We start from the raw sequence: 19,077 nt of genomic DNA, 5'->3' as shown, positions 1-19,077 counted from the left end.
GGCTCTGGATTGCGTCGTCGCATCGGCGCAAAATTGCTGCGCAATTTTGTCGCGAGCTCCTCGCAATGACGGGGAGAGGCCGTACCCTCAAAACAAAAACCCCGGCCTTTCGGCCGGGGTTCGTGTCCGTTCTCTCGTCTCAGAGCTTACTCGCGCTGGCCGAGGAGCTGCAGCAGCAGCGTGAACAGGTTGATGAAGTTCAGGTACAGCGACAGTGCGCCGGTGATGGCCGAACGCTCTGCGACGTCACCGCCGGCCGAGGCATAGCCGTAGATGTAGTCGTTCTTCAGCCGCTGGGTATCCCAGGCGGTCAGGCCCGAGAACACCAGCACGCCGACCACCGACACGATGAACTGCAGCATCGAGCTGGCCAGGAACAGGTTCACCAGGCTGGCGAGAACGATGCCGATCAGGCCCATGAATAGGAACGAGCCCATGCCGGTCAGGTCACGCTTGGTGGTGTAGCCGTAGAGGCTCAGCGCACCGAAGGTCGCCGCGGTGATGAAGAACACCCGCACGATCGAGGTGTGCGTGAACACCAGGAAGATCGACGACAGCGAGATGCCCATCAGCGCCGCGAACACCCAGAACAGGATCTGGGCGGTCGAGGGTGCCAGACGATTGATGCCTGCCGAGATCACGAACACCATCGCGAGCGGCGCCAGGATGAACAGCCACTTCAGGGGGCTGACGAACATGGCGTAGCCGAACGGCGTCAGGAACACCTTGCCGACGCGGACGGCGTCCGCCGTCGGAACGTCGGTCACGGCGGCCATGTAGACGCCGAGCGCGGCAAGGCCGGTGATGGCCAGGCCAATGCTCATGTAGTTGTAGATGCGCAGCATATAGGCGCGCAGGCCGGCATCGACCGTCGCGGCGTCAACACGCCCGGCGGCCCTGCCGAAAGGAGAAGCGTAGTTACGGTCTAGGTCCGACATGGTCGAATTCCCGTTGGTTGGTCCGGTCCGGCACGAGGGTCGCCATGCCGCCGGTTCGTCAAATTCTATCTCGGAGACCGCTGCCAGCCGACTAAATTTTGGCTCACAATCGGGACTCCGAACCCATCCGATATGTGGGAAACTAACACATTCGCCGCAACCTTCCACGCGCGGCTGAATGTCGCCCTCGGCGTCAATCCTGACGCGAAGCTGACCGGTAGCGTGGTTAATCGCCGAAACCGGGCCGATTCCGGGCAGCTCGATCCGCCGCTACATTTTGTCACAAATTTCGCAACACCGTCGCGGGCTTTTTGTTCAATGCCAGCAGCGTGCCGGCAAGCCCGAGCCCGACGGTCACGACCAGCGCGGCGGCGACCACGCCGGCGGCGCTGCCGGCCTGCCAGACGAAGCTCAGCGTCATCAGCCGCGTCACGATCAGCCAGGCCGCGATGCTGCCCGCGATCACCCCGAACACCGCGGTGGCAAGGCCGATCAGCAGGTATTCGAGGGCATAGGCGCCGAGCAGCCGCAGCCGCGTCGCGCCGAGGGTCTTCAGGATTACCGCATCATAGACGCGGTGGCGGTGGCCGGCGGCGAGCGCCCCGCCCAGCACCAGGATCGCCGAGATCAGCGTCACGGCGCTGGCGCCGCGGATCGCCAGGGCCAGATTGGTCACCACAGAGCCGACCGTCTCCATCACCTCGCGCACGCGCACGCTCGTCACCATCGGATAGGCGTCGGCGACCTCCTTGATGATCTTGCCGTCGCCCGCCGCCTTTCCGCCCGCTTCTGTCAGCGTCGCGATATGGGTGTGCGGCGCGCCCTTGAAGGCGTTGGGCGAGAACACAAGGACGAAATTGATGCCGAGACCCTGCCAGTCGATCGTGCGCAAATTGCTGATCTTGGCCGGAATGTCGCGGCCGAGCACGTTGACCACCACCTCGTCGCCGAGCTTGAGGCCGAGCCCGTCGGCGATCTTCTTCTCCATCGAGACCAGCGGCGGGCCGGAATAATCGGCGCGCCACCATTCGCCCTCGACCACCTTGGAGCCCTTCGGCAGCTCGGCGGTGTAGGTCAGGCCGCGATCGCTCTGCAGCACCCATTCCGAATCCGTGGACGGCTTGAGCTCCTCGGCGCGCACCCCGCGCGCGGCGACGATGCGTCCGCGCAGCATCGGCACGTCTTCGATCCTGGCGCCGGGGGCGATCTGGCGCAGATAGCCATCGAACTGCTCGGCCTGCGCGCTCGGAATGTCGATGAAGAAGAACGATGGCGCCTGGTCGGGGAGCGCCGCCAGGAACTGCCGGCGCAGATTGCCGTCGATCTGGGTGATGGTGACGAGCACGGCGAGCCCTAGGCCCAGCGACAGCACGACGGACGGCGTCAGCGCGCCCGGCCGGTGGATGTTGGCGATCGCAAGCCGCAGCATCGGCAGCCGCGTGCGTGGCAGCCGTCGTGCGATCGTCATCAGCAGGGCGGCGATGCCGCGCAGCAAGACGAACACGACCACTGAGGAGGCCACGAACACCGCGGCGATGCGCCTGTCGAACGACAGGCCGATCACGACCGTGATGAGGAGTGCGATCACGACGGCCATGAACACGAGATAGCTCGCGCGTGGCCGGTGCCATTCGGAGCTGATGGTGTCGCGGAACAGCGCGGCCACCGGCACGTCGTGCACGCGCGCGAGCGGCCACAGGCCGAAGGCGAGCGCGGTGAGGAGGCCGTAGAGGAAGGACAGCGCGAGCTCGTCGGTGTGCACGGCCGGCACCACCGGCAGCGGCAACAGCTTGCCGAACAGGCCAACGATCGCAAAGGGCATCGCCGCGCCGAGCGCCAGGCCGATCACGGACCCGATCGCGGCCAGCAGGACCACTTGCGCCAGGTAGATGCCGAACACGTCCCGGCCGGTGGCGCCGACGGCCTTGAAGGCGGCGATCACCTCGAGCTTGCGGTCGATGTGACTCTTCACGGCATTGGCGACGCCGACGCCGCCGACCAGCAGCGCGGCAAGGCCGACCAGCGTCAGGAACTGCGTGAAGCGGTTGATGTTGCGCTCGAGCTGCGGCGAGGCGTTGGAGCGGCTGCGGATCTCCCAGCCGGCCTGCGGCGCGGCGCTGCGCGCATCCGCGATGAAGGCTTCGGTGGCGCGCTCGTTGTTCGCGGCCTCCGGCAGCTTGACCCGGTAGACCCAGCGCACCAGGCTGCCGGGCTGGATCAGGCCGGTGGCGCGCAAGGCCGCCTCGCTGATCAGAAAGCGCGGCCCGAAGCCGATGCCGCCGGCGAGCTTGTCCGGCTCGGCCTCGACGGTGGAGCGGATCTGGAACGTTGCGGACCCGATCGTGACGCGGTCGCCGGTCTTGAGCGAGAGCCGCGCCAGCAGCGTCGGATCGGCGGCGGCACCGAACGCGCCGTCACGCTCGGCGAGCAGATCGGCCATCGGCAGCTTTGGTGCCAGCGTCAGCTGTCCCAGCATCGGATAGGTGTTATCGACCGCCTTCATCTCGACCAGCGCCAGCTTGCCGTCAGCCGAACGCGCCATGCCGCGCAAGGTCGCAGCCGCCGACAGCGTGCCGCGCGAGCGCAGGAACGCGACCTCTTCCGGCTTGGCCTCGCGCTGGAACAGCACGAAAGAGACGTCGCCTCCGAGCAGCGTGCGGCCTTCGCGCGCCAGACCGTCGCTCAGGCTCGCCGACACCGAGCCGACGCCGGCGATCGCCATCACGCCGAGTGCGATGCAGGCGATGAAGACATAGAAGCCGCGCAGGCCGCCGCGCAATTCGCGCAAGGCGTAGCGCAGCGACAGCGCGACGGCGTTGGGTTTCGCGAACGATTCGGCCACAGCGCTCATGCGGGCGCAGACTGCGTGTCGATGCGACCGGAGCGCAGGCGGATGACGCGATCGCAGCGATGCGCGAGCGAGGAATCGTGCGTCACCAGCACCAAGGTCATGCCGCGCTCGGCGTGCTTGCTGAACAGCAGATCGACGATCTGCTTACCGGTGGTCTCGTCGAGATTGCCGGTCGGCTCGTCGGCGACCAGGATCGCGGGATCGGGTGCCAGCGCGCGGGCGAGCGCGACGCGCTGCTGCTCGCCGCCGGAGAGCTGGGTCGGATAATGATGCAGGCGGTCACCGAGCCCGACCGATTGCAGCTCCTCTGCCGCGCGCTTGGCGGCATCGGGGTTGCCGGCGAGCTCGAGCGGCACTGCGACGTTCTCCAGCGCCGTCATGGTCGGGATCAGGTGAAAGGACTGGAAGACGATGCCGACCTGGCGGCCGCGGAAGCGCGCCAGCGCGTCCTCGTCGAGGGCATTGAAAGGCGTGCCATTCACCACCACCTCTCCGCTATCAGGACGTTCCAGCCCCGCCATAACCATCAGCAGCGTGGATTTGCCCGAGCCTGACGGGCCGATCAGTCCGATCGTCTCGCTCCGGCCGACCCGCAGGCTGATATCCTTGAGGATGTGAACGCGTGCCGCGCCCGTGCCCAATGAGAGGTTGACGTTGGAGATGGCGATGGTGTCCGCGGTAGCGGCGAGCGAAGAGGGGTCGATGCGAGTGTCCATGGTCCGGTCATATGGCAAGTCCGCACGCGGGGTCGAGAGGCGTTACGGATTGTTCATGCACATAGCCGTGTTGATGCTCGCCGTCATGACGATGGCGAATCCCGCTTGGGCGGGTGCGGCAAAGCCGGTCAAGCTCGTCGTCCTCGGCGATTCCCTGAGCGCGGGCCTTGGCCTTCCGGCCCAGGAGGCGTTCCCCCAAAAGCTTCAAAAAGCCTTGCGGGCCAAAGGCATAGAGGTCGACATGACCAATGCCGGGGTGTCCGGCGACACCACCTCGGGCGGCCGCGACCGGCTCGACTGGTCGGTGCCCGATGGAACTGACGGCGTCATCGTCGAGCTCGGCGCCAATGACGCGTTGCGCGGCATCGATCCCGACGTGGCGCGCGCCGCGCTGACCGACATCGTCCAGCGGCTCAAGGCGCGAAAGATTGCGGTCATGCTCTGCGGCATGCTGGCGCCGCCGAATTACGGCGCCGAATACGCCGCGCGCTTCAATTCGATTTATCCGGATCTGGCGAAGACATTCGACGTGCCGCTCTATCCGTTCTTCCTCGAAGGCGTCGCGGCCGAGGCCAAGCTCAACCAGGCCGACGGCATTCATCCGACCGCTGAAGGCGTCGACATCATCGTCGGCAGGATCATGCCCATGGTGGAGGCATTCATTGGCACGATCGCTGAGCAACGGCGTTGAAACCAGGCAGCGCTAACCCTAATTCCCGGGGTTTTACCGGGGTGAGGCGCGCTGTGCTTCGCAGAGTCACACAACTGCGATAGGAATCAGGGTACCGGTGATTCGTCGCCGGCTCTAATTTGGATATGGTTCTCGCTGTTCGAGCACCGTACCCAAGCATCGGGAGTGCGAAACGATGCCGCGTTTGTTCACGGGTCTGGAAATTCCGGCCGAAATCGGCCAGTCGCTTTCCAACTTGAGAGGTGGCCTCCCCGGCGCCCGCTGGATCGATCCCGAAAATTATCACGTCACCCTGCGCTTCATTGGCGACATCGACGGTGCTTCCGCCAACGAGATCGCCTCGATGCTGTTTCGCGTCGACCGCAAGCCGTTCGAGGTGAAGGTGCAGGGGCTCACCAGCTTCGGCGGCCGCAAGCCCCGCGCGGTGGTCGCCACGATTGCGCCGAGCAAGCCGCTGATGGAATTGCAGGCCGAGCTCGAGCGCATGATGCAGCGGATCGGCCTCGACCCGGAGGGACGCAAGTTCATTCCGCACGTCACGCTTGCGAGGCTGCACGATGCCTCCGACCGCGACGTCGCCGATTATCTCTCGCTGCGCGGCTATTTCCCGAGCAAGGCGTTCATGGCCGAACGCTTCGTGCTGTTCTCCTCGCGCGCGTCCACCGGCGGCGGCCCGTATGTGGTCGAGGATGCCTACGAGCTGTGTGAGTAATTTCTTTCTTAACCTCTCCCCGCTTGCGGGGAGAGGTCGGATCGCTCTCGCGATCCGGGTGAGGGGGGGGCAGGTCTTTCGATGGATCTCATACGCGGATAGAGCCCCTCACCCCGACCCTCCCAGCGCGAGCGAAGCTCGTCACGCCCCCGTAAGAACGGGGCGAGGGAGAAGAAACGCGCATACCTCTGACCCCATTTCACGGCTTGCAATTTCCGTCCGTCTCTGGCGGTAAAGAGCCATGCTCTCCACCCCAAATCCCTCATTCCGCGAGGCCTATCAGGCCGAGATCGCGTCCGGCGCGATCGAGCCGGATCCCGCGCAGGCCGAGGTCGCCGAGGCCTATGCGGCGCTGGACCTGCGGCTTTCGACCTACAAGCCCACCCGCAAGCAGGGCCTGCTCAGCCGCCTGTTCAGCTCTGGTGACAAGGACGAGGCGCCGCGCGGGCTTTACATCCACGGCGAGGTCGGCCGCGGCAAGACCATGCTGATGGACCTGTTCTTCCAGCACTCATCGGTCGAGCATAAGCGCCGCGCGCATTTCCACGAGTTCATGGCGGACGTGCACGAGCGCATCTACGATTATCGCCAGAGCATCGCGCGCGGCGAGATCGCCGACAGCGACGTCATCGCTCTGACGGCCAATGCGATCTTCGAGGAGAGCTGGCTGCTCTGCTTCGACGAATTCCACGTCACCGACATCGCGGACGCGATGATCCTGGGCCGCCTGTTCGCCAAATTGTTCGAGCTCGGCACCGTCGTGGTCGCGACCTCCAACGTCGCGCCCGACGATCTCTACAAGGGTGGCCTGAACCGCTCGCTGTTCCTGCCCTTCATCAAGCAGATCACCGACCACATGGACGTCGCGCGGCTCGATGCGCGCACCGACTTCCGCCTGGAGAAGCTGCAGGGCGTGCCGATGTGGCTGACACCGGCCGATGGCGATGCGGACGCCGCGCTCGATCGGGCCTGGAAGCGGATGACGGGCGGCGCCAAATGCCGCTCGCGTGACATTTCGATCAAGGGCCGCATTCTGCACGTGCCGTGCTCGGCCCATGGCGTGGCGCGTTTCTCCTTCGCCGACCTCTGCGAGCAGCCGCTCGGTGCATCCGACTACCTCAGGCTGGCGCACGACTATCACACCCTCCTGGTCGACCATATTCCAGTGATGGACCTCTCCCAGCGCAACGCGGCCAAGCGCTTCATCACCCTGATCGATACGCTCTATGACAACGCCGTGAAGCTGATGGCCTCGGCCGACGCCAATCCGATCTCGCTCTACCTCGCGACCGATGGCACCGAGGCCATGGAGTTCAACCGGACCGCCTCGCGCCTGATCGAAATGAGCTCGGAATCCTATCTGGCGCTGCCTCACGGCCGCAAGGATTCCACCGCCAGCGGCTCGACCAAGGGCTTGGTCGAGACTTAAGTCCTATCCCCGCCGTCATTCCGGGGCGTCGCAAAGCGACGAGCCCGGAATCCATACTCCGGATGGTGGTTATGGATTCCGGGCTCGCGCTTCGCGCGCCCCGGAATGACGGCCGGGGTATGCTGGCTGCTATCTCGGCAAGCCCGACAATTGGGCATTGGGCGACTTGAACGGGGGAGACGAAAGGGATAACCACCCGTCTCAGTTTCCCCTCCTTACGTGTCTAAAGGACAGGTTCACATGGCGCGCGACAAGATTGCTTTGATTGGCTCCGGCCAGATCGGCGGAACGCTGGCTCACCTCATCGGCCTGAAAGAACTGGGCGACGTCGTGATGTTCGACATCGCCGAGGGCGTGCCGCAGGGCAAGGCGCTCGACATCGCGCAGTCCTCGCCGGTCGACGGCTTCGACGCCCACTACACCGGCGCGAACTCCTATGAGGCGCTCGACAACGCCAAGGTCTGCATCGTCACCGCCGGCGTGCCGCGCAAGCCCGGCATGAGCCGCGACGACCTCCTCTCCATCAACCTCAAGGTCATGGAGCAGGTCGGCGCCGGCATCAAGAAGTACGCCCCCGACGCCTTCGTCATCTGCATCACCAACCCGCTCGACGCCATGGTCTGGGCGCTGCAGAAGGCTTCGGGCCTGCCGCACAAGAAGGTCGTCGGCATGGCCGGCGTGCTGGATTCGGCCCGCTTCCGCTACTTCCTCGCCGACGAGTTCAACGTCTCGGTCGAGGACGTCACCGCCTTCGTGCTCGGCGGCCACGGCGACACCATGGTGCCGCTGGTGAAGTACTCCACCGTCGCCGGCATCCCGCTGCCCGACCTCGTCAAGATGGGCTGGACCTCACAGGCGCGCCTCGACGAGATCGTCGACCGCACCCGCAATGGCGGCGCCGAGATCGTCAACCTGCTCAAGACCGGCTCGGCCTTCTACGCCCCTGCCGCCTCCGCGATCGCGATGGCCGAGAGCTATCTGAAGGACAAGAAGCGCGTGCTGCCCTGCGCCGCCTATCTCAACGGCGAGTACAGCGTGAAGGACATGTATGTCGGCGTGCCCGTCGTGATCGGCGCCAAGGGCGTCGAGCGCGTGGTCGAGATCGAACTCGCCGGCAAGGACCGCGAGGCGTTTGACAAGTCGGTCGGTGCCGTGCAGGGCTTGGTCGATGCCTGCAAGAAGATCGCACCCGATCTTCTCGGCCGCTAAGGCAAAGCAATACCCGCCGAAGATCGAAACCCGGTCTTCGGCGGTTTCACTTCCGGACCCCGGCTGACCGGGGTGGGGTTCCGGTCTCGGCAGATCTCGATTGTCAAAGAATCCGGGTTGCAGTTCCTGTGGTATATGGTATGCCAGCCACAAGACTGAGGTGGGCCCATGAGGTCACCGCCCGCGGGTTCAGGGAGCGACCATATGAATATCCATGAATATCAGGCCAAAGCGCTGCTGCATGAATTCGGCGTTCCGATTTCGCGCGGCGTAGCGGTTCTCAAGGCCTCGGACTCCGACGCCGCCGCAAGACAGCTTCCCGGCCCGGTCTGGGTGGTGAAGAGCCAGATCCATGCCGGCGGGCGCGGCAAGGGCAAGTTCAAGGAAGCATCCGCCGGCGACAAAGGCGGCGTCCGCATCGCCAAGTCGGTGGAAGAGGTCAACGAATTCGCCAAGCAGATGCTGGGCGCGACGCTGGTCACCGTACAGACCGGACCTGCCGGCAAGCAGGTCAACCGCCTCTACATCGAGGACGGCTCCGACATCGACAAGGAATTCTACCTCTCGATCCTGGTCGACCGCGAGACCTCGCGCGTCTCCTTCGTGGTGTCGACCGAAGGCGGCGTCAACATCGAGGACGTCGCGCACAACACGCCGGAGAAGATCGTGACCTTCTCGGTCGATCCGGCGACCGGCATCATGGGCCATCACGGCCGCACGGTCGCGAAGGCGCTGAATCTGTCCGGCGACCTCGCCAAGCAGGCCGAGAAGCTCACCGCGCAGCTCTACGCGGCCTTCGTCGCCAAGGACATGTCGATGCTGGAGATCAATCCGCTGGTCGTGACCAAGCAGGGCGAGCTCCGCGTGCTCGATGCCAAGGTGTCCTTCGACGACAACGCCCTGTTCCGCCATCCCGAGATCGCGGTGTCGTTGCGCGATCTGACCGAGGAAGACGCCAAGGAAATCGAGGCGTCGAAATACGATCTCAACTACGTCACGCTCGACGGCAATATCGGCTGCATGGTCAACGGCGCCGGTCTCGCCATGGCGACGATGGACATCATCAAGCTCTACGGCATGGCGCCGGCGAACTTCCTCGACGTCGGCGGCAGCGCCAGCAAGGAGAAGGTCGCGGCCGCGTTCAAGATCATCACCGCCGATCCCAACGTGAAGGGCATCCTGGTCAACATCTTCGGCGGCATCATGAAGTGCGACGTGATCGCCGAGGGCGTCACGGCTGCGGTTCGCGAGGTCGGCCTGAGCGTGCCGCTGGTGGTCCGCCTCGAAGGCACCAATGTCGAGCTCGGCAAGAAGATCATCCGTGAATCGGGACTGAACGTGGTGCCCGCCGACAATCTCGACGACGCCGCGCAGAAGATCGTGAAGGCCGTCAAGGGAGGCTAGCGCCATGGCCCAGGACCATCTCGCCGCATCATCTCCGCTCCCCGAGCATGCGCGCCTCGCCGCGTTCGCCGGCGAATGGGATGGTGAGGAGATGGTCTTCCCGTCGCGCTGGACGGCGGGCGGGCCGGCGACCTCGCGCACCGTCGCGCGCATGGATCTCAACGGCTTTTATCTGATCCAGGACTCCGTCCAGATGCGCGACGGCAAGCAGGTCTTCGCCACCCACGGCATCTTCACCTTCGACCGCGACGACCGGACCTACAAATTGTTCTGGTACGATTCGCTCGGCTACACGCCGCCATCGCCCGCCTCGGGCGGGTGGGCCGGCAAGACCCTGACGCTGGTGCGCGGCTCGCTCCGCGGCAATGCGCGCCACGTCTACGAGATCATCAACGAGGATTCCTACTCGTTGAAGATTCAATTCTCGCCGGACGCGGAAGGCTGGTCCGACGTCCTCACCGGCGTCTACCGCCGCATCCACTGACCCACTCACTCTGTTAGTTTCGCGAAAGCAGACCTCATGTCCATCCTGATCGACAAGAACACCAAGGTCATCTGCCAGGGCTTCACCGGCAAGAACGGCACCTTCCACTCCGAGGCCGCGATTGCCTACGGCACTAAGATGGTCGGCGGCACCTCGCCGGGCAAAGGCGGCTCGACGCATCTGGGCCTGCCGGTGTTCGACACCGTGCGCGAGGCGCGTGAGAAGACCGGCGCCGACGCGTCGGTGATCTACGTGCCGCCGCCGGGCGCAGCCGATGCGATCTGCGAAGCCATCGACGCCGAGGTCCCGCTGATCGTCTGCATCACCGAGGGCATTCCTGTGATCGACATGGTTCGCGTCAAGCGCTCGCTGCTCGGCTCCAAGTCGCGCCTGATCGGGCCGAACTGCCCGGGCGTCATGACCGCCGGCGAGTGCAAGATCGGCATCATGCCCGCCAACATCTTCAAGACCGGCTCGGTCGGCATCGTCTCCCGCTCGGGCACGCTGACCTATGAAGCGGTGTTCCAGACCTCCCAGGAAGGCCTCGGCCAGACCACCGCGGTCGGCATCGGCGGCGACCCGGTCAAGGGCACCGAGTTCATCGACGTGCTGGAGATGCTGCTCGCCGACCCCAAGACCGAATCGATCATCATGATCGGCGAGATCGGCGGTTCCGCCGAGGAGGACGCCGCCCAGTTCCTCAAGGACGAAGCCAAGCGCGGTCGCAAGAAGCCGATGGTCGGCTTCATCGCCGGCGTCACCGCCCCTCCCGGCCGCCGCATGGGTCATGCCGGCGCCATCATCTCCGGCGGCAAGGGCGATGCCGGTTCCAAGACCGAGGCGATGAAATCCGCAGGAATTACAGTGTCCCCGTCGCCCGCCCGCCTCGGCCACACGCTTGCCGAAAAGTTGAAAGGCTAATTCAGTTCTTCGTGCTTTTCCGGGCGAAGTTTCGCAGCAAATAGGGTAAAGGGTGCCTGTCGCGTCGAGCCCTGTCGGGGGAGCTCGGCGCCAGCGCCGTTTGTTATGCGCGAATCGAAATCGCCAGGAACTCAAGTATGTCTCGCCAAGACGCGAACGCAGCCTTTGCCCTGTCATCCTTTTTGCAGGGCACCAACGCCACCTACATCGACGAAATCTACGCCCGCTACCAGAAGGACCCGTCCTCGGTCGATGCCGAGTGGCAGGAGTTCTTCAAGAGCCTGAACGACGCGCCGGCTGACATCAGCAAGAACGCGGAAGGCCCGTCCTGGGAGCGCGACAACTGGCCGCTGACCCCGAAGGACGATCTGACCTCCGCCCTCGACGGCAACTGGGCCGAGGTCGAGAAGACGGTCGGTGGCAAGATCGCCGCCAAGGCGCAGGCCAAGGGGGCCGACATCTCCTCCGCCGACCTGCTTCAGGCGACGCGCGATTCCGTCCGCGCCCTGATGCTGATCCGCTCCTACCGCATGCGCGGCCACTTCCACGCCAAGCTCGATCCGCTCGGCATCGAAGCCCAGCGCAACCGCGAAGAGCTCGATCCGCGCACCTACGGCTTCAGCGAAGCCGATTTCGACCGCAAGATCTTCCTCGATCACGTGCTCGGCCTCGAATACGGCACTCTGCGCGAGATCACCGCGATCTGCGAGCGCACCTACTGCCAGACGCTCGGCGTCGAGTTCATGCACATCAGCAACGCGGCGCAGAAGGCCTGGATCCAGGAGCGCATCGAGGGACCCGACAAGGAGATCTCGTTCACGCGCGAAGGCCGCAGGGCCATCCTGCAGAAGCTGATCGAAGCCGAGGGTTTCGAAAAGTTCTGCGACACCAAGTTCACCGGCACCAAGCGCTTCGGCCTCGACGGCGGTGAAGCCCTGATCCCCGCGCTCGAGCAGATCATCAAGCGCGGCGGCAATCTCGGCGTGAAGGAAATCGTGCTCGGCATGCCGCATCGCGGCCGCCTCAACGTGCTGACCCAGGTGTTGGGCAAGGCCCATCGCGCACTATTCCACGAGTTCAAGGGCGGCTCGGCCAATCCCGACGCGGTCGAAGGCTCCGGCGACGTCAAGTATCACCTCGGCGCCTCCTCGGACCGCGAGTTCGACGGCAACCGCATCCACCTGTCGCTGACTGCCAACCCCTCGCATCTCGAGATCGTCGATCCCGTCGTGCTCGGCAAGGTCCGCGCCAAGCAGGACCAGCACGGCGATCCCCCTGATATGCGCATCTCGGTGATGCCGCTCCTGATGCACGGCGACGCCGCGTTCGCCGGCCAGGGCGTGGTCGCGGAGTGTTTCGGCCTGTCCGACCTGAAGGGCTACCGCACCGGCGGCTCCGTGCACTTCATCGTCAACAACCAGATCGGCTTCACCACCTATCCGCGCTACTCGCGCTCCTCGCCCTATCCGTCGGATGTGGCGAAGATGATCGATGCGCCGATCTTCCACGTCAACGGCGACGATCCGGAAGCCGTCGTGTTCGCGGCCAAGGTCGCGACCGAATTCCGGCAGAAGTTCCACAAGCCCGTCGTCATCGACATGTGGTGCTACCGCCGCTACGGCCACAATGAGGGCGATGAGCCGGCCTTCACCCAGCCGGTGATGTACAAGCGGATCGCCGCCCATCCCTCGACGCTGACGCTCTACTCCAAGCGCCTGATCGCAGAAGGCGTCGTCACCGAGGGCGAGGTCGACAAGCTGAAGGCGGACTGGCGCGCCCGGCTCGATGCCGAGTTCGAGGCCGGCACCTCCTACAAGCCGAACAAGGCCGACTGGCTCGACGGCAAGTGGGCGGGCTTCAAGATCGCCGACCAGGAAGAGGATGCGCGGCGCGGCGTCACCGGCGTCGACATCGCCACGCTGAAGGACATCGGCCGCAAGATCACCAAGGTGCCGGACGGTTTCCGCGTTCACCGCACCATTCAGCGCTTCCTCGATAACCGCGCCAAGGCGATCGAGAGCGGCAACGGCATCGACTGGGCGACCGGCGAGGCGCTGGCGTTCTGCTCGCTGCTCAACGAAAACCACCACGTCCGCCTGTCCGGACAGGATTCGGAACGCGGCACCTTCTCGCAGCGCCATTCGGTCCTGATCGACCAGGAAGACGAAAGCCGCTACACGCCGTTCAACCATCTCGGCCACGAGCAGGGCCATTACGAGGTCATCAACTCGCTGCTGTCGGAAGAAGCCGTGCTCGGTTTCGAATACGGCTATTCGCTCGCCGAGCCGAACACGCTGACGCTGTGGGAAGCCCAGTTCGGCGACTTCGCCAACGGCGCGCAGGTCGTGTTCGACCAGTTCATCTCCTCGGGCGAGCGCAAATGGCTGCGCATGTCCGGTCTGGTCTGCCTGTTGCCGCACGGCTATGAGGGCCAGGGACCGGAGCACTCCTCGGCGCGCCTCGAGCGCTACTTGCAGATGTGCGCGGAAGACAACATGCAGGTGGTCTACCCGACCACGCCGGCGAACTATTTCCACGTGCTGCGCCGGCAGCTGCATCGCGAGATCCGCAAGCCGCTGATCATGATGACGCCGAAGTCGCTGCTGCGTCACAAGCGGGCGGTGTCGCGTCTGGACGAGCTCGCGAAGGGCACGACCTTCCACCGCATCCTCTACGATGACGCCCAGATGCTGCCGAACGAGGCGATCAAGCTCGTCCCTGACGAGAAGATCCGCCGCATCGTGCTGTGCTCCGGCAAGGTCTATTACGACCTCTACGAGGAGCGCGAGAAGCGCGGCATCGACGACATCTACCTGATGCGAGTCGAGCAGCTCTATCCGGTGCCGCTGAAGGCGCTGGTGGCCGAGCTGTCGCGCTTCAAGAAGGCCGAGATGGTGTGGTGCCAGGAAGAGCCCCGCAACATGGGTGCCTGGCACTTCATCGAGCCCTATCTGGAATGGGTGCTGAACCAGGTGAACGGCGCGAGCCGGCGTCCGCGTTATGTCGGCCGCGCCGCTTCCGCCGCGACCGCAACGGGTCTGATGTCCAAGCATCAGGCTCAGCTGAAGGCGTTCCTGGACGAAGCACTGAGCTGAGAAGTTTTTTTAGGACTCTGTCATGCCCCGCGAGGGCGGGGCATCCAGTACTCCGCGGCTTTCGTTCTGATCACGAAAGTCACGGCGTACTGGATTGCCCGTCTTCGCGGGCAATGACGTATGAATTCATGACCGCTACCTGCGATCCCTTGAGGAAGAGACCATGACTGAAATTCGTGTGCCGACGCTCGGCGAATCCGTCACCGAGGCCACCATCGGCCGCTGGTTCAAGAAGGCCGGCGACCCCGTCGCCGTCGACGAGCCCTTGGTGGAGCTCGAGACCGACAAGGTCACCATCGAAGTCCCCGCGCCGACCGCCGGCACGCTGAGCGAGATCATCGCTGCCGATGGTGCGACCGTTGCCGTGGGCGCGCTGCTCGGTCAGATCACCGATGGTGCCGGCGCAGCCAAGCCCGCCGCCGCGCCGGCCAAGGCTGCGGCGCCTGCAGCTGCTGCCGCCGCTCCCGCGCCGGCTCCCGCTGCCGCGAAGGCGCCGCCGGCCGATGCGCCGCTCGCGCCGTCGGTGCGCAAGCTCTCCGCCGAGACCGGCATCGACGCCTCGACCGTGCCGGGCTCCGGCAAGGACGGCCGCGTCACCAAGGGCGACATGCTGGCCGCCATCGAGCGCGCCGCCTCGGCGCCGACGCCGGTCAACCAGCCCGCCGCCGCCGTGCAGGTCCGCAGCCCCTCGCCGGCCGATGACGCCGCCCGCGAAGAGCGCGTCAAGATGACCCGGCTGCGCCAGACCATCGCGCGCCGGCTCAAGGACGTGCAGAACACCGCCGCCATGCTCACGACCTTCAACGAGGTCGACATGACCAACGTCATGGCGCTGCGCGCACACTACAAGGACGCGTTCGAGAAGAAGCACGGCGCCAAGCTCGGCTTCATGGGCTTCTTCACCAAGGCCGTCGTGCAGGCGCTGAAGGACATCCCGGCCGTCAACGCCGAGATCGACGGCAGCGACCTGATCTACAAGAACTACTACCACATCGGCGTCGCCGTCGGCACCGACAAGGGCCTGGTCGTGCCCGTGGTGCGCGACTGCGACCACAAGTCGATCTCCGACATCGAGAAGAGCATCGCCGATTTCGGCCGCCGCGCCCGTGACGGCCAGCTCAAGATCGACGAGATGCAGGGCGGCACCTTCACCATCACCAATGGCGGCATCTACGGCTCGCTGATGTCGACCCCGATTCTGAACGCGCCGCAGTCCGGCATCCTCGGCATGCACAAGATCCAGGAGCGGCCGATGGTCGTCGGCGGCAAGATCGAGGTCCGCCCGATGATGTATCTGGCGCTGTCCTACGATCACCGCGTCATCGACGGCAAGGAAGCCGTCACCTTCCTAGTCCGCGTCAAGGAGAGCCTGGAAGATCCGGCGCGCCTGGTGCTGGACCTCTAAGGGAGGCGACGATGGGGGAGCCGTCGCTCGCGCATGCGCTCATCTCCATGGTGCCGCTCCTGCTGACCACCCTTATCTTTTTCTTCTTTGCGATTCCGATTAGTCGCAGGAAAGGTAAGGGGGTCGGCTTCGCGGCCTTGTGCCTGATCCCGTTTCTCACGCCCTTCATTCTGTTCCATTTGATCAGCTTGACGGACAAGTCCGTGCTTGATCGCTTGGCGGCTCTTGAGGGCAGGACGTCGTAGTGCGCTCGAACTCGTGGGGATTGATGTGACGGATAAAGTCGTTGTCATCACCGGCGGCAGCCGCGGCATCGGGCGGGCGACCGCGCTTGCGGCGGTCGCGCGCGGTTTTCGCGTCGTGGTTGGCTATGCCAGCAACAAGCAGGCGGCCGACGAGGTGGTCGCGCAGATCGCGGCCAGCAACGGCAAGGCCATCGCTGTGAAATGCGATGTCGCCGAGGAAAGCGACATCCTCAATCTGTTCAAGGAGGCCGACAAGTTCGGCACGCTCGGGGCGCTCGTCAACAATGGCGGCATCGTCGGCATGAGCGGCGTGCGCGTCGACGAGATGTCGGCCGAGCGCATCCAGCGCGTGATGGCCGTCAACGTCACCGGCTCCATCCTCTGCGCGCGCGAGGCGGTGAAGCGGATGTCGACCAAGCACGGCGGCACGGGCGGCGTCATCGTCAACCTGTCGTCCGTCGCAGCGCGGCTCGGCGCACCCAACACCTATGTCGACTATGCCGCGTCCAAGGGCGCGGTCGATTCCTTCACCGTCGGCCTCGGCTATGAGGTCGCGGGCGAGGGCATCCGCGTCGCCGCGATCCGTCCCGGCCTGATCGACACCGAAATCCACGCCGCCGGCGGCGAGCCCGACCGCGCCCATCGCCTGGCCCATCTGGTGCCGATGAAGCGCGTCGGCACTGCCGATGAAATCGCCAATGCCATCGTCTGGCTGATCTCGGACGAGGCCTCCTACGTCACCTCAGCCATTCTCGATGTGTCCGGCGGACGCTGACGCGCCGCGCGGGCGCTGACACATCCTCACCACGCCTAACCTTACGGGACTTTCTCTCATGGCTACCTACGATCTCGTCGTCATCGGCACCGGACCGGGCGGTTATGTCTGCGCGGTACGCGCGAGCCAGCTCGGCATGAAGGTCGCCGTGGTCGAAAAGAACGCGACCCTCGGCGGCACCTGCCTCAATGTCGGCTGCATGCCGTCGAAGGCGCTGCTGCACGCCTCCGAAATGTTCGAGGAAGCCGGCCACTCCTTCGCCAAGATGGGCGTCTCGGTCTCCTCGCCGAAGCTCGATCTGCCCGCGATGATGAACTTCAAGCAGCAGGGCATCGACGGCAACGTCAAGGGCGTCGAGTTCCTGATGAAGAAGAACAAGATCGACGTGCTCAAGGGCGCCGGCAAGATCCTCGGCACCGGCAAGGTCGAGGTCTCCGCCGACGGCAAGTCGCAGGTGGTCGAGACCAAGAACATCGTGATCGCCACCGGCTCGGACATCGCGCGCCTCAAGGGCATCGAGATCGATGAGAAGCGCATCGTGTCCTCGACCGGCGCGCTGTCGCTGGACAAGGTGCCAGGCCGATTGCTGGTCATTGGCGCCGGCGTGATCGGGCTCGAACTCGGCTCGGTGTGGCGCCGGCTCGGAGCCGAAGTCATGGTGGTCGAATTCCTCGATCGCATCCTGCCCGGCATGGATGGCGAGATCGCCAAGCAATTCCAGCGCATCCTTGAAAAGCAGGGATTTGCATTCAAGCTGGGCTCGAAGGTGACCGGCGTCGAGGTGAACAGCAAGGCATTGCTCGCGAAAATCGAACCGGCTTCCGGCGGTGCCGCCGAGACCATCGAAGCCGACGTCGTGCTCGTCTGCATCGGCCGCGTGCCCTACACCGACGGTCTCGGCCTCAAGGAAGCCGGCGTCGCGCTGGACGCGCGCGGCCGGGTGCAGATCGATCCGCATTTCGCCACCAGCCTGAAGGGCGTCTATGCCATCGGCGACGTCGTCGCAGGCCCCATGCTCGCGCACAAGGCCGAGGACGAGGGCGTCGCGGTCGCCGAGATCATCGCAGGCCAAGCCGGTCACGTGAATTACGACGTCATCCCGGGCGTCGTGTATACCACGCCGGAAGTGTCCTCCGTCGGCAAGACCGAGGAGGAACTCAAGCAGGCGGGCGTGGCTTACACGGTCGGAAAGTTTCCGTTCACCGCCAACGGCCGCTCCAAGGTCAACCAGACCACTGACGGTTTCGTGAAGATTCTCGCGGATGCGAAGACCGATCGCGTGCTCGGCGTGCACATTATCGGCCGCGAAGCCGGCGAAATGATCCATGAAGCGTGTGTTCTGATGGAATTCGGCGGCAGTGCGGAAGATCTCGCGCGCACCTGCCACGCCCATCCGACGCGCTCGGAGGCCGTCAAGGAAGCCGCGCTTGCGGTCGGCAAGCGAGCCATCCATATGTAACGACGCGCCCAGCGCCGAACCGGGCGGGAAACACATGCTGCGCCGCCTTCTTCAACCGGTCTGGGTCCTGCTCGCGATCGTCTTCCTGATCGAAGCCTGGCTGTGGGACCATCTCGAGCCGATCGTTGCCAGGATCGTCGCAGCCATCCCGCTGGCGCGCTTCAAGCATTGGCTGACGGAGCGCGTCGATGCGCTCTCGCCGGCCATGACGCTGCTCGTGTTTGCGGTGCCCGTCGTCCCGCTGTTTCCGCTCAAGCTGGTCGGGCTGTGGCTGCTCGCGCATGAATACTGGACCGGTGCGTTCTTCACGATCGTGTTCGGAAAGCTTGTCGGCGTCGGCGTCACCGCCTTCGTGTTCGACGTCACGCGCGCCAAGCTTCTGGAGATGCGCTGGTTCGAGCGGATCTACGCCCTGGTGCTGAAGATCCGCGCCAAGGCCGCGGAGCTGGTCGACCCGATCAAGCGCCGCATCCGCGAGCTGATCGCCGGCAACGGCGAGGGTTGGTCCTACCGCACGCTGCGTATGATCCGGCGCTTCAGGAAGAGCGTGCACCAGGCGCGGTGATCTTCGCCACCACAAGGACCGTCCGTAGCCCGGATGGAGCGCAGCGCAATCCGGGACAGGCGTCCCCGCTCTATCCTCCGTCATTGCGAGTGCAGCGAAGCAATCCAGTATCTTTCCCCGGAGGCAGTCTGGATTGCTTCGTCGCAAGGGCTCCTCGCAATGACGCGGTGAGAACCCG

General features: G+C 65.0%; 16 protein-coding genes. 13 read left to right on the top strand and 3 right to left on the bottom strand.

The window, feature by feature from the left end:
• Positions 1-146: 146 nt before the first annotated feature.
• From I6F21_RS34560 to I6F21_RS34550, 3 genes are all read right to left on the bottom strand, one after another.
• The gene (locus I6F21_RS34560) at positions 147-938 is read right to left on the bottom strand and encodes a Bax inhibitor-1/YccA family protein (protein WP_036008808.1); all 792 of its coding nucleotides are present in this window, start codon (positions 936-938) and stop codon (positions 147-149) included.
• A gap of 280 nt (positions 939-1,218) precedes the next feature.
• Positions 1,219-3,789, bottom strand: a complete 2,571-nt coding sequence (locus I6F21_RS34555) for an FtsX-like permease family protein (RefSeq protein ID WP_225184110.1) — start codon at positions 3,787-3,789, stop codon at positions 1,219-1,221.
• A complete protein-coding gene (locus I6F21_RS34550; RefSeq protein ID WP_036024603.1) occupies positions 3,786-4,505 on the bottom strand; it encodes an ABC transporter ATP-binding protein in 720 nt (239 codons plus the stop codon). The genes I6F21_RS34555 and I6F21_RS34550 overlap by 4 nt, the downstream gene beginning before the upstream one ends.
• Before the next feature lie 55 nt (positions 4,506-4,560).
• On the opposite strand from I6F21_RS34550, the gene I6F21_RS34545 reads away from it, so the two are divergent.
• The 13 genes from I6F21_RS34545 (at position 4,561) to I6F21_RS34485 (ending at position 18,899) form a co-directional block, all read left to right on the top strand.
• Positions 4,561-5,196 carry an arylesterase gene (locus I6F21_RS34545; RefSeq protein ID WP_225141900.1) on the top strand — a complete coding sequence of 212 codons (636 nt, stop codon included), beginning with the start codon at positions 4,561-4,563 and terminating at the stop codon, positions 5,194-5,196.
• Positions 5,197-5,371: 175 nt separating this feature from the next.
• Positions 5,372-5,908, top strand: a complete 537-nt coding sequence (gene thpR / locus I6F21_RS34540; protein ID WP_027572985.1) for an RNA 2',3'-cyclic phosphodiesterase — start codon at positions 5,372-5,374, stop codon at positions 5,906-5,908.
• A gap of 241 nt (positions 5,909-6,149) precedes the next feature.
• Complete coding sequence (zapE, locus tag I6F21_RS34535; protein WP_036024610.1) at positions 6,150-7,337, top strand: cell division protein ZapE; 1,188 nt, start codon at positions 6,150-6,152, stop codon at positions 7,335-7,337.
• 240 nt (positions 7,338-7,577) lie between these two features.
• Positions 7,578-8,546, top strand: a complete 969-nt coding sequence (mdh, locus tag I6F21_RS34530; protein WP_025032846.1) for a malate dehydrogenase — start codon at positions 7,578-7,580, stop codon at positions 8,544-8,546.
• Between the two features lie 204 nt (positions 8,547-8,750).
• Positions 8,751-9,950: an ADP-forming succinate--CoA ligase subunit beta gene (sucC, locus tag I6F21_RS34525; protein ID WP_036008785.1), complete on the top strand. Its 1,200-nt coding sequence runs from the start codon at positions 8,751-8,753 to the stop codon at positions 9,948-9,950.
• 4 nt (positions 9,951-9,954) lie between these two features.
• Positions 9,955-10,434, top strand: a complete 480-nt coding sequence (locus I6F21_RS34520; protein ID WP_036024613.1) for a DUF1579 family protein — start codon at positions 9,955-9,957, stop codon at positions 10,432-10,434.
• A 36-nt stretch (positions 10,435-10,470) separates the two neighbouring features.
• On the top strand, positions 10,471-11,355 hold the full coding sequence (sucD, locus tag I6F21_RS34515) for a succinate--CoA ligase subunit alpha (protein WP_036008780.1): 885 nt from the start codon (positions 10,471-10,473) through the stop codon (positions 11,353-11,355).
• Positions 11,356-11,492: 137 nt separating this feature from the next.
• Positions 11,493-14,450, top strand: a complete 2,958-nt coding sequence (locus I6F21_RS34510) for a 2-oxoglutarate dehydrogenase E1 component (protein WP_036024619.1) — start codon at positions 11,493-11,495, stop codon at positions 14,448-14,450.
• A 163-nt stretch (positions 14,451-14,613) separates the two neighbouring features.
• Positions 14,614-15,855, top strand: coding sequence for a 2-oxoglutarate dehydrogenase complex dihydrolipoyllysine-residue succinyltransferase (gene odhB / locus I6F21_RS34505; protein WP_036008775.1), 1,242 nt, complete (start codon positions 14,614-14,616; stop codon positions 15,853-15,855).
• 11 nt (positions 15,856-15,866) lie between these two features.
• Positions 15,867-16,100, top strand: a complete 234-nt coding sequence (locus I6F21_RS34500) for a hypothetical protein (protein WP_036024626.1) — start codon at positions 15,867-15,869, stop codon at positions 16,098-16,100.
• A gap of 25 nt (positions 16,101-16,125) precedes the next feature.
• Positions 16,126-16,875 carry an SDR family oxidoreductase gene (locus I6F21_RS34495; RefSeq protein ID WP_225184109.1) on the top strand — a complete coding sequence of 250 codons (750 nt, stop codon included), beginning with the start codon at positions 16,126-16,128 and terminating at the stop codon, positions 16,873-16,875.
• 58 nt (positions 16,876-16,933) lie between these two features.
• Positions 16,934-18,334, top strand: a complete 1,401-nt coding sequence (gene lpdA, locus I6F21_RS34490) for a dihydrolipoyl dehydrogenase (RefSeq protein ID WP_225184108.1) — start codon at positions 16,934-16,936, stop codon at positions 18,332-18,334.
• Positions 18,335-18,368: 34 nt separating this feature from the next.
• On the top strand, positions 18,369-18,899 hold the full coding sequence (locus I6F21_RS34485) for a hypothetical protein (protein ID WP_225184107.1): 531 nt from the start codon (positions 18,369-18,371) through the stop codon (positions 18,897-18,899).
• The last annotated feature ends 178 nt before the right edge of the window (positions 18,900-19,077 follow it).

It is taken from the genome of Bradyrhizobium sp. NBAIM03 (assembly GCF_020194055.1).
Lineage (GTDB): Bacteria > Pseudomonadota > Alphaproteobacteria > Rhizobiales > Xanthobacteraceae > Bradyrhizobium > Bradyrhizobium yuanmingense.
Note: the sequence above shows the minus strand (reverse complement) of the source record. Positions and strands in the feature narration are given on the sequence as shown.